The organism is Helcococcus bovis (assembly GCF_046035835.1).
Taxonomy (GTDB): Bacteria; Bacillota; Clostridia; order Tissierellales; family Peptoniphilaceae; genus Helcococcus; species Helcococcus bovis.
Map to the genome: position 1 here is coordinate 40,199 of NZ_JBFNGB010000006.1, position 11,437 is coordinate 51,635.

Here is an 11,437-nt window from a genome sequence, read left to right on the forward strand (position 1 = left end):
CCTCCATCCTAATTATTTATTTTATAAAAATGCTTTATATGGCAAATCAGGTTCAATTGTAAATGCATCTTCGAATCCTCTACGATACATATACTCTAAATCGTCTTTATTATCAGGGAAAATGAATTTTCCACCAGGTTGCCAAATATATGGCTTAAATTTATAATTTAATCTATATTTCTTATAGTTCCACAACATCATTATTTCTTTTGGATCACCTAAAAAATTTGACCAAATATCATGATGAACAGGTATAACAACTTGTGTCTTTAATTCTTCCGCTACCCTTAAAACATCAGATGATGTTAATTTATCAGTCATTCCTCTAGGATTTTCTCCATATCCAACTATTGCAACATCAATTTTATTTTCATTACCATGTTTTACAAAATAGTTTGAATGATGTGAATCGCCTGCGTGATAAATATTTCCGCCACTTGTTTCTATTAAATAATTAACTGCTAATTCTGACATTTCAGGTGGCATATTATCTTTTAATACAACATCTTCATCGACAGTTAAAAGCATAGTTCTATCAAATGAATCAAATACTTTAAGTTTCGTATCTTTTATTTCAAATTCATCACCAGGTTTCACTGTAACAAGTCTTTCTTCAGGAACACCCCACTTTCTCCAAATATCGGTACAGCTTTTCGGTCCGATAAATTTCGTATCTTTAGTATTTTGCATTATTGCAGCTGCAACATCTATATCAATATGATCACTATGCGAATGTGTAGACATTATAGCATCTAATTCCTTAATTGCAAATGGATCAATAACACATGGTGTTGTTCTTAAATTTGGTTGAAGTGCTACACATCCAACCGCTCTTTGATGTTGATGTTTTTCTTTCATAAGTTTATTTTTTTGAGTCTTTTTTCCTGTTTGAACCCATAAGTCCACACACAAATTTGCTCCCCCATGAGATTTAACCCATAATCCCATATTTCCAAGCCACCACATAGCAACTTTATTTTCAGCAACAATTTCGTTTTCTATTTCTTCATTTAGCCATGTACCCCATTCAGGAAATGTTTTTAGTATCCATGACTCCCTTGTAATTTCATCAATTTTTGACATAATACCCTCCTAATAATTTTATGATTACCTTTACAAATGGATTGTAAAACATTTCTTTCTTTAAGTCAATTATTTTATTTAAATAAAAACGTAAAATTTTTCTTTTTTATTTTCTTTTGGATAAAAAAGAATATATAAATAAGTTTTGATTATTTTTTATGTTCTTTTGAAATATTAAATACGAAAACTTTATTATTAATTTTTTTTAATATTTGACTAAAATATTTTCAAAGAGTATAATCTAATAAAAATACAGATTTAAAACCTCATTACATTATTTAAAAGGAAAATTATGAAACATAGCAAAGATATAATTAATAAAAGAAGAAAAAATTTATTACTATTAATAAATGAATTAAAAAAATCAACAAATATTAATCTAGCAGAAAAATTAAACGTTTCTCTCCCAACTATTAGAAGGGATATTGAATATCTACATAATAAAAATTTAATATATAAATACCATGGATATGTTTCAGCTATAAGTTCAAATGAAATACTAAAATCTATAACGGAAAACAAAAAAAATCAAATTGCTAAAATAGCTGCGACACTAATAGATGATGACGACATAATTTTTATAAATTCGGCATATACAAGTATACAAAGTATAAAATATATAGAACCTTCAAAGTTTGTATCAGTAATTACTAATAATGGAAATGTTTTAACCATGCATACATTACCTAAAATAAAAATAATTTTAACAGGCGGAGAAATAAAAAAACCAAAATCTGCTTTAACGGGAGAATTCGCACTAAATAATATAATAAATACTCAGGCAAATAAAGCAATTTTAGGAGCAAGTGGATTTCACATTACTGAAGGCATTACAACAGCTAATATTGATGAAGTAGCAATCAACAAAGCAATGATTGAAAGAGCTAACAAAGTTATATTATGTGTTGACAGCTCTAAATTGAATCATAAAAGTGCATTTGTATCAGGAGATGTAAGAGATGTAGATATTTTAATTACTAATTCTGATGCAGATCCAGAAATAATTGAATCTCTTAAACTTTTTGGAATTGAATGTATTTTAGTAGATGAAAATGGGATTGTAAAATAAAATGTAAAAACTGTATTATCAATTACTTTTTAGTAAAAGATTAATACAGTTTTTTATATTTTATTAATTAAATAAGAAATTATCTAAAATAATTTCAAAATCACTTCTCTTACTTAAGATTTCCTTAAGATTTTTTAATTCTTCGACTCTATCTGTTATAATACCGTCTAAACTCATATTAGTAAACTTTTTCATATTATAATAACTATTGACAGTCCAAACCATAGCCTTTTTACCCATCAATTTTATTTTTTCTAAAGATGATTCTGTCACCTGATTTTCTTCCATTAAGAAATAATCACATTTTAAATCACTTAAATCACCAAATGAAAAATAGTACAAATATCCGCTATAAATTTCAGGATATTTTTCTTCAATATATTTAATTAAATTATAGTCTAAAGATATTAATACAGTTTCATTTATCATATCTCTTTCTTTAACAATTTTTACTAAATCATCAACCATCTTTTTATCAGCAGTAGCACCCTTCAACTCAATTAATAATTTAATTTTTCCCTTTGATACATCCAACATTTCTTCTATTGTAGCAATCTTTTGCCCCTTCTTAAACGAATTGGAACTTGTTTTTAAATTTAATTTTTTGATTTCTTTTAAATTTAATTGGCTTGATTTTAAATCTACCCCTGTTAATCTATTTAATGTATTATCATGATTAATAATATAATGTCCATCTTTGCTTCTTTGAACATCTATTTCACTATAAGCTGCCTTAAATTCTATTGCCTTTTTCAGCCCTTCTATACTATTTTCAACTTCTAAAAATCCACCCGCTCTATGTGCAACAATATTTATCACACTAGATTCTCTATATAAATTATCAAAAAAATAAGAATTTATTATAGAAAATAAAACATTAAATACAAATAAACCTACACCAAAAATAATTCCATATTTCTTAAAATCTATCTTGCTTTTTACATTTTGTTTTTCTATAGAGTAATATTTTATAAATTTTTCATTATCAAGATTATTTTTTCTATAATCATAATAAAGATTTGTTAATTCACTTATAAAATATGGTGCTGTCATAAGTATAACTAACGTCAAAAATTGATATAAACTAAAAGATAAAAATATGGTAAATACCCTTGATATAAACATAGAAATATTTAAGCTATTAATATAATTAATAATTGTTAAAATTAAAAAGTTAAATCCTACATATACTATAAACCACATTAACATCTTAAGTATGATAAACCTTATAATAAAATCTTTTTTATTTTCTAATATTAATTTTCGAGAGCTCTTCATGGCATCAACTAAAGACATATCCTCTATAGTTAAAAAATGAAAAGTAAATATATAAATTATTAGAGTAATTATTATAATAAAACCAATTATATAATATGCTAAAAAATATATATCATTGGAGAATAAAAATTCTTTAATAAAATTTGGTATTTGAAAATTTTTAATAGGAGTGTATATTATCCTAAATCCTAATAAGGAAAAAGCTAAAGCTACATAAATAGATATAAAAACTCCTGAAATATTCAATAAATTTTTAAATGATTTAATTCCAAGTAAAATCATATTTCTTAAGCCCGGATTAAATTTATTTTCTTTATACAATGCACTTGATACTATAAAAGTATTTATATCAAAAATTGTTAAAAAGAAAATAATAAGCAAGGTACATATAAGAATCCCAGTACCTCTAAAACTTAATAAACCACTAACAAAATCCCCACTTGTTAATGACCTTCTGCCCATTGACAATAATACTAATCTTAAAAGATATTTTAAGACTGGAAAAATTACCAATATCAAAAAAATTTTAGTAATAATTTGATATTTTAAAAATGCCCATATTAATTCTTTATTTGATTTAATTTTTTTTATGTTATTAATAAAATTTTTTTTCATAATATACTCTCAATCTCTTAAATTATAATCTTTCATTATTTCCTTTGCTACTTGATAATCACTTTTTATTTTTATTTTTTTTCCATTAATTTTTTGAAAATCTTCATTTCCTTTTCCTGCAATAAATATAACTGTTTTATCACCGGAATTTTCAAAAGCATATCTAATAGCTTCTTCCCTATCATCCATTTTCATATAATTACTTGTAATCGGACTTATCTTATTAATTATTTTTTTAGAAATATCATCATAAGAAGTATATCCAGAATCCTCTGGTACAATATATATATAATCTGAAACTTTAGTTGATGTCTTTACTAATCCGTTTAATCTATTTTCAGCAACATTACCACTTATTCCAAAAATTGAAACTATCTTATAATCCTTAAATCTTTCTTTAATAAAATCATATGTTTTTTCAAAACTTAATTGATTATGAGCATAAGAAACGTATAATACATATTTTTCATCATTTGTTATAAGTATATTTTCTCTACCATCTACTTCAGCATTTATCAAACCTTTATAAATAGATTCATAATCAATTCCAAAATACTTAGCAGTTAAAATAGCAGCCATTGCATTTTCTATATTATAAGTTGCATATTGATGAATTTTATATTCCTCAACATTTTCTTCATACTTGACAGAAAAATCTAAAACATCGTCAATAAATTTATATTCAACTAATGAAATATCACTTGAATAATCATTTGAAAATGTCATATAATTTAAATTTTTATCTTTAATAATAGATTTTACTTTATCTACAAAATCCATTTCTTTGTTATAAATAGCAAATTTTGAATTATTAAATATTTTTAATTTTGAATCAAAATAATCATCAAATGAACTATGTTCTAATGGACTAACATGGTCTTCTCCAATATTTAAGAATAAACTTAAGTCAAATTCTAAATTATTAATTCTATAATATTTCAATGCTTGTGATGATGTTTCAATTATCATATATTCTAACCCTGAATCAACAGCATTTTTAATATATCTATATAAATCAATAGCTTCCGGTGTAGTTAAAGATGCTCCAATTGTTGATATACCATCATAAACATCAATTGATGAAATTAATCCGGCAGGTTTTTTTGAATTTTTACGTAAATATTCATCTAAAATATTTTTAATATACATTACCGTAGTAGATTTGCCTTTTGTACCGGTAACACCGATAGTTTTTATTTTTCTATCAGGATAATCATAAAAAAATCTAGAAATTTCCATCATTGATATTCTTATATCATTAACTAAAATATAAGGCATATCAACATCATATTTTTTCTCTGAAACATAACATACAGCACCGGTTTCTTTTGATGACAATAAATATTCTTCCTTAAAATTTAATCCTTTACAAAAAAATAATGTATTGTTTTTAACATTTCTAGAATCATAAGTAATTTCTTCTATATCTATATCTTCTATATTAGAACCTATAAATAAACTAAATTTTTTTAAAATCTCGATAATATCATTTAATTTTTTCATTTTTGCTCCTAAAAAAAAATTATGTAATATAATATATATTATACTACATATTATAATAAATTTTACGGAGAAAATATGAAAATCAATTTTATAAAAGTTCCAATTTTCTATGGTTATGACAGACCTGGAGTTGAACTTGGTCCTGATACAATGATACAAAATAATATAATTGATATTTTTGAAAAAAAGGTAATATAATTAAAAAAATATTTAACACTAATGTAGATAAATATAGTGAGCAGGAAAAATTTGCTACAAGTAAAAAATTAAAATACTATAAAGGTATGCTCGACTCAAATAAAGATCTTGCAAATAAGTTATATTAAACATTGAAAGAAGGTATTTTACCATTTGTTTTAGGAGGAGATCATTCTTTAGGCATAGGATTATATTAAAGAAAAGGTATAGAAGCTTGTATTGAAAAATTGTTGCTAAAATTAAAAGAAAAAAAACAAAAAATATACACCTAAGTTATGATATAGATTCTTTGGACGAGAAACTTGTTCCCAAACCGGTAAGCCCGAAAAAGACGGAATGAATATAGAACAATCTAAAAAACTCATAAAATCAATATTACAAACAAAATTGGTGCGTTCTATTGACTTCGTTGAATTTAATCCTATGATGGATATTAATGATATAACATTAAAAACGTAATTAAAATGTTAAATGTATTTTCTTTAGAATTATCTAAATTATAAAAAATTAAGGTGTTGAAAAGTCAACACCTTTTTATATTAAATAATTTTATCAATCACTTGCTGTTTATCACTATTCCTTTGTTTTTCCTCTTCTAATCTATCAAAATAACACTTAGCACACATTGATTCGTACTCTACTTCATGTTCCCCATCAATAGCAACTTGACTACCTTCAAATACGAAAACGCCATCTATCTTTCTTCCATTAAATACCGCTTTTCTTCCACATCTGCAAATAGTTTTTAATTCTTCTACAGAATGAGCAATTAAAAGTAGTCTAGATGAACCTTCAAACCCATTGGTTTGAAAATCTGTTCTTAATCCATAACATATAACAGGAATATCCTTTATAACAGCAATTTTCATTAATTGATCAATTTGATCCCCACTTAAAAATTGTACTTCATCTACTAATACACAAGATATATTTTCTCCATTTTCAATTTTGTAAAAATTATCAAATAAATCATCATTTTTTTGAACAATATAATCAACTTTTCTCGTAACTCCAAGTCTAGAAACTAGTTTATCGTCACCTTTTGAATCAATTGCAGGTTTAAGTAATCTAACTTTCATTCCACGTTCTTCATAGTTGTGAGCAACCTGCATTAATGAAGTTGATTTTCCTGAGTTCATCGCACCATATCTAAAATATAATTTCGCCATAATAATCTCCCAAATTTAATCTTTTATTATTATATCTTAAATAAAAAAAAAGTACCAGAATTTCTTCTAGTACTTTTATAATTGTTATTATTCAACGATTTTTGATACAACACCTGAAGCAACTGTTCTACCACCTTCTCTGATCGCAAATCTTAAACCTTCTTCGATAGCGATTGGAGAAATTAATGTGATTGTAAATGTTGCGTTATCACCAGGCATAACCATTTCAACACCGTCAGCTAATTTGATATCACCTGTAACGTCTGTTGTTCTTAAATAGAATTGTGGTCTATATCCTGAGAAGAATGGAGTATGTCTTCCACCTTCTTCTTTTGTTAATACGTATACTTCACCTTCAAATTTTGTGTGTGGATGAATTGTACCTGGTTTTGCTAAAACTTGTCCTCTTTCGATATCATCTCTTGTAACCCCTCTTAATAGAGCACCGATGTTATCTCCAGCTTCAGCTAAGTCTAATTGTTTTCTAAACATTTCTACCCCTGTAACAACAACTGTTTGAGGTTTTTCTACTAAACCAACGATTTCTACGTTATCACCAACTTTAACAACACCTCTTTCAACTCTACCTGTAGCTACTGTACCTCTACCTGTGATTGAAAATACGTCTTCAACTGGCATGATAAATGGTTTATCAGTATCTCTTTCTGGTGTTGGAATCCATTCATCAACTGCATCCATTAATGCAACAATTTTATCTCCCCATTCTCCATCTGGTTCTTGTAAAGCTTTTAATCCTGAACCTACTACAAATGGTGTGTTATCTCCATCGTAATCATATTCTGACAACATTTCTCTAACTTCCATTTCTACTAATTCGATTAATTCTGGATCGTCAACTTGGTCTTCTTTGTTTAAGAATACTACGATTTTTGGAACCCCAACTTGTCTTGCTAATAAGATGTGTTCTCTTGTTTGAGGCATTGGACCGTCAGCTGCTGATACGATTAAGATAGCACCGTCCATTTGAGCAGCACCAGTAATCATGTTCTTTACGTAATCAGCGTGTCCTGGACAGTCTACGTGAGCGTAGTGTCTTTTTGCTGTTTCATATTCAACGTGAGAAGTATTGATTGTAATACCTCTTTCTCTTTCTTCAGGTGCTTTATCGATATTTGCATAATCAACGAATGTACCTGTACCATTTCTCTTGTTTAATACAAGAGTAATAGCTGCTGTTGTTGTTGTTTTACCATGGTCAACGTGACCGATTGTACCAACGTTTACGTGTGGTTTGTCTTTAATAAATTTTTCTTTAGCCATTTTTTCCTCCTAATTTTTTATTATGACTTTTTACCTTCTAATACTTTTTCTTTTATGCTATTTGGAACTTGTTCATAGTGGTCAAATTGCATTGAATATGTTGCACGTCCTTGTGTATTTGAACGTAATGATGTGGCATATCCAAACATTTCTGATAATGGAATAAACGCATCAACGATTTGAACCCCTTCTCTTGTTCCCATACCATCAAGTCTACCTCTTCTTGATGAAACGTCACCCATAACATCTCCTAGATATTCTTCAGGAGTAACAATTTCAACTTTTTCGATAGGTTCTAATAAAGCTGGACCAGCTTTTTCAACAGCTGCTCTTAGTCCCATAGCACCAGCAATTTGGAATGCTGTTTCTGATGAGTCAACTTCGTGGTAAGATCCATCATATAGTGTAACAATGATATCTAATAATGGATATCCTGCTAATACACCAGCTTCACAAGCTTCTCTAACACCTTTTTCTACAGAACCGATATATTCTCTTGGAACAACCCCTCCGACAATATTATCAATAAATTCAACACCTTTACCTGGTTCATTTGGTTTTACTCTTAGTCTTACATGACCGTATTGACCACGTCCACCAGATTGACGTACAAATTTACCTTCTGCTTCTGCTTCTTTAGTAATAGATTCTCTGTATGAAACTTGTGGATTACCAACATTAGCTTCTACTTTGAATTCTCTTAACAATCTATCTACGATAATTTCTAAGTGTAATTCACCCATACCTGCGATGATTGTTTGTCCAGTTTCTTGATTTGTGTATGTCTTAAATGTTGGATCTTCTTCTGCTAATTTAGCTAAAGCAATACCCATTTTTTCTTGAGATGCTTTAGTTTTTGGTTCGATAGCAACAGAAATTACTGGTTCTGGGAATTCCATGTTTTCTAAGATAATTTGATTATCTTGATCACATAATGTATCCCCTGTTGTAGTATCTTTTAATCCGATTGCTGCCCCAATGTTACCTGCAGAAATATGATCTAACTCAGTTCTTTGGTTTGAGTGCATTTCTAGGATACGTCCTAATCTTTCTCTCTTACCTTTTGTTGAGTTGTATACATAAGAACCTGATTCAATGTGACCTGAGTAAACTCTAAAGTAAGTTAACTTACCTACGAATGGGTCAGCAACAACTTTAAATGCTAAAGCTGAGAATGGTTCTTCAACACTTGGATGTCTTTCATCTTCAACTGTTTCTTCTTCTTCAGTTTTCTTTGGTTTTGTACCTTTAATAGCTGGTACATCTAGTGGTGATGGTAAGTAATATACCATAGCATCGATAAGTGATTGAACACCTCTCTTTTTATATGCTGAACCACATAATACAGGATAAATATCTCTATTTACTGTTGAAACTCTTACAGCTTCTCTTAATTCTTCAACTGTAATTTCTTCCTCTTCCAAGAATTTCATCATTATTTCTTCATTTGAATCTGCTACAGCTTCAATTAATTGATTTCTATATTCTTTTGCTAATTCTAATTGATCTTCTGGAATTTCAACAACTTTTGCTGATTCTCCTGTTTCATCATTTTCATCATAAACTACTGCGTCCATTTCGATTAGGTCAATAATACCACTAAATGTGTGTGCATTACCGATTGGTAATTGAACTGGTACTGCATTAGCTTTTAATTTATCTCTAATTGTATTTACTGACATTATAAAGTCTGCACCTGTTGCATCCATTTTGTTAATATAACAAATTCTTGGAACTCTATATTTATCAGCTTGTCTCCAAACTGTTTCTGATTGAGGTTCTACCCCACTCTTAGCGTCAAATAATGCAACTGATCCATCAAGAACTCTTAATGATCTTTCTACTTCAACTGTAAAGTCAACGTGCCCTGGTGTGTCGATAATATTAATTTTATGATTTTTCCAGTATGCTGTTGTTGCAGCAGAAGCGATTGTGATACCTCTTTCTTGTTCTTGAGCCATGGAGTCCATAACTGCAGTCCCTTCGTGAGTATCACCCATTTTATGAATTTTACCTGTATAGAATAATATTCTCTCTGTTACTGTTGTTTTACCAGCATCAATGTGAGCCATTATCCCAACATTTCTAATTTTTTCTAAACTAATATCTGGCACTTCCTTCTCCTTATTAATTTATATTAATATCTGAAATGTGCAAAAGCTCTATTAGCTTCAGCCATTCTGTGCATTTCTTCTTTTTTCTTTACACTTGAGCCTGTATTGTTTGCTGCATCTAAGATTTCTTTACTTAATCTTTCCATCATTGTTTTTTCGCCTCTAGCTCTTGAATATGTTACTAACCATCTTAAAGCTAAAGTTTGTCTTCTAGCTGGTCTAACTTCCATAGGAACTTGGTATGTCGCCCCACCTATTCTTCTTGCTTTAACTTCTAAAAGTGGCATAACATTTTGTAAAGCTTTTTGGAACACTTCAAGCGCATTTTCGCCTGTTGTTTCTGCTAATTTTTCAAATGCAGAATAAACAATCTTTTGAGCAACACCTTTTTTACCGTCAAGCATAACATTGTTGATTAGCTTAGTTACTACTTTATCTCCGTATATTGGATCTGGTAGTACATCCCTTTTAGGTACACTATTTTTTCTTGGCACTGTTCTTCCCTCCTTACCATAAAATAATTCATTGGTACTCGATTTTCATCGATCGTGCTTGCTGATATATAAATCTAAACAAAAGCACTTTATTTTTTATTTTTATATTTTTGTGCTATTAAGCCTTCTTAGCACCATATTTAGATCTAGCTTGTTTTCTACCAGAAACTCCAGCTGTATCCAATGTTCCTCTAATAATGTGGTATCTTACCCCAGGTAAATCTTTTACTCTACCACCTCTTATAAGTACAACTGAGTGTTCTTGTAAGTTGTGTCCGATACCAGGAATATATGATAGAACTTCTGCTCCATTTGTCAATCTTACTCTAGCAATCTTACGTAAAGCTGAGTTAGGTTTTTTAGGTGTTGTTGTTCTAACTGATGTACATACACCTCTCTTTTGAGGAGAATTTACTTGAGTATTTTTCTTCTTTAGAGTATTAAAATTGTAACCTAATGCAGGAGTATTTGATTTTTTACTTTCGCTCTTTCTATTGTTCCTAATTAGTTGGTTAATTGTAGGCATTCTTTGCACCTCCTTTTACTTAAATTTATATATCAACATATGTTGAAATAATCTTAATCAATGGACATATTATATTTAAATGCAATATGCCCATTGACTAATATAGT

At 28.6% G+C, this 11,437-nt stretch carries 10 protein-coding genes and 1 pseudogene; 3 read left to right on the plus strand and 8 right to left on the minus strand.

Features of this window, described 5'->3' with window-relative positions; genetic code table 11:
- Positions 1-21: 21 nt before the first annotated feature.
- Positions 22-1,083 (minus strand): L-ascorbate 6-phosphate lactonase, encoded by a 1,062-nt coding sequence (gene ulaG / locus ABGF48_RS03000; protein ID WP_408104864.1) that lies wholly within the window; start codon positions 1,081-1,083, stop codon positions 22-24.
- A 292-nt stretch (positions 1,084-1,375) separates the two neighbouring features.
- Here ulaG and ABGF48_RS03005 point away from each other — a divergent pair, with 292 nt between their 5' ends.
- On the plus strand, positions 1,376-2,152 hold the full coding sequence (locus ABGF48_RS03005; protein ID WP_408104865.1) for a DeoR/GlpR family DNA-binding transcription regulator: 777 nt from the start codon (positions 1,376-1,378) through the stop codon (positions 2,150-2,152).
- A gap of 63 nt (positions 2,153-2,215) precedes the next feature.
- Here ABGF48_RS03005 and ABGF48_RS03010 read toward each other — a convergent pair whose 3' ends face one another.
- Both ABGF48_RS03010 and ABGF48_RS03015 read right to left on the minus strand, forming a co-directional pair.
- On the minus strand, positions 2,216-4,045 hold the full coding sequence (locus ABGF48_RS03010) for a glycerophosphodiester phosphodiesterase family protein (RefSeq protein ID WP_408104866.1): 1,830 nt from the start codon (positions 4,043-4,045) through the stop codon (positions 2,216-2,218).
- A 9-nt stretch (positions 4,046-4,054) separates the two neighbouring features.
- A complete protein-coding gene (locus ABGF48_RS03015) occupies positions 4,055-5,548 on the minus strand; it encodes a Mur ligase family protein (RefSeq protein WP_408104867.1) in 1,494 nt (497 codons plus the stop codon).
- A 75-nt stretch (positions 5,549-5,623) separates the two neighbouring features.
- Between ABGF48_RS03015 and ABGF48_RS03020 the strand changes: the two genes are divergently transcribed.
- Together ABGF48_RS03020 and ABGF48_RS03025 are read left to right on the plus strand one after the other, a co-directional pair.
- A complete protein-coding gene (locus ABGF48_RS03020; protein WP_408104868.1) occupies positions 5,624-5,746 on the plus strand; it encodes a hypothetical protein in 123 nt (40 codons plus the stop codon).
- Positions 5,747-6,070: 324 nt separating this feature from the next.
- Positions 6,071-6,205 (plus strand): annotated as a pseudogene (locus ABGF48_RS03025) (hypothetical protein); the annotation flags it as partial.
- 80 nt (positions 6,206-6,285) lie between these two features.
- Here the strand turns inward: ABGF48_RS03025 and ABGF48_RS03030 are convergent.
- The 5 genes from ABGF48_RS03030 to rpsL form a co-directional block, all read right to left on the minus strand.
- Complete coding sequence (locus ABGF48_RS03030) at positions 6,286-6,915, minus strand: thymidine kinase (RefSeq protein WP_408104869.1); 630 nt, start codon at positions 6,913-6,915, stop codon at positions 6,286-6,288.
- An 87-nt stretch (positions 6,916-7,002) separates the two neighbouring features.
- Positions 7,003-8,196, minus strand: coding sequence for an elongation factor Tu (gene tuf / locus ABGF48_RS03035; RefSeq protein WP_408104870.1), 1,194 nt, complete (start codon positions 8,194-8,196; stop codon positions 7,003-7,005).
- A 20-nt stretch (positions 8,197-8,216) separates the two neighbouring features.
- A complete protein-coding gene (gene fusA, locus ABGF48_RS03040; protein ID WP_408104897.1) occupies positions 8,217-10,268 on the minus strand; it encodes an elongation factor G in 2,052 nt (683 codons plus the stop codon).
- Positions 10,269-10,333: 65 nt separating this feature from the next.
- Entirely contained in the window at positions 10,334-10,804 is a 471-nt protein-coding gene (rpsG, locus tag ABGF48_RS03045) for a 30S ribosomal protein S7 (RefSeq protein WP_408104871.1), read from the minus strand.
- Positions 10,805-10,922: 118 nt separating this feature from the next.
- Positions 10,923-11,330, minus strand: a complete 408-nt coding sequence (rpsL, locus tag ABGF48_RS03050) for a 30S ribosomal protein S12 (RefSeq protein WP_408104872.1) — start codon at positions 11,328-11,330, stop codon at positions 10,923-10,925.
- Positions 11,331-11,437 lie beyond the last annotated feature (107 nt).

What these genes read in the sequence shown, in the direction of transcription:
- ABGF48_RS03010 (WP_408104866.1), bottom strand. Translation starts at nt 4,045, where the DNA reads ATGAAAAAAAATTTTATTAATAACATAAAAAAAATTAAATCAAATAAA.
- ABGF48_RS03005 (WP_408104865.1), top strand. Translation starts at nt 1,376, where the DNA reads ATGAAACATAGCAAAGATATAATTAATAAAAGAAGAAAAAATTTATTA.
- rpsL (WP_408104872.1), bottom strand. Translation starts at nt 11,330, where the DNA reads ATGCCTACAATTAACCAACTAATTAGGAACAATAGAAAGAGCGAAAGT.
- ABGF48_RS03015 (WP_408104867.1), bottom strand. Translation starts at nt 5,548, where the DNA reads ATGAAAAAATTAAATGATATTATCGAGATTTTAAAAAAATTTAGTTTA.
- ABGF48_RS03030 (WP_408104869.1), bottom strand. Translation starts at nt 6,915, where the DNA reads ATGGCGAAATTATATTTTAGATATGGTGCGATGAACTCAGGAAAATCA.
- fusA (WP_408104897.1), bottom strand. Translation starts at nt 10,268, where the DNA reads ATGGCTCACATTGATGCTGGTAAAACAACAGTAACAGAGAGAATATTA.
- ABGF48_RS03020 (WP_408104868.1), top strand. Translation starts at nt 5,624, where the DNA reads ATGAAAATCAATTTTATAAAAGTTCCAATTTTCTATGGTTATGACAGA.
- ulaG (WP_408104864.1), bottom strand. Translation starts at nt 1,083, where the DNA reads ATGTCAAAAATTGATGAAATTACAAGGGAGTCATGGATACTAAAAACA.
- tuf (WP_408104870.1), bottom strand. Translation starts at nt 8,196, where the DNA reads ATGGCTAAAGAAAAATTTATTAAAGACAAACCACACGTAAACGTTGGT.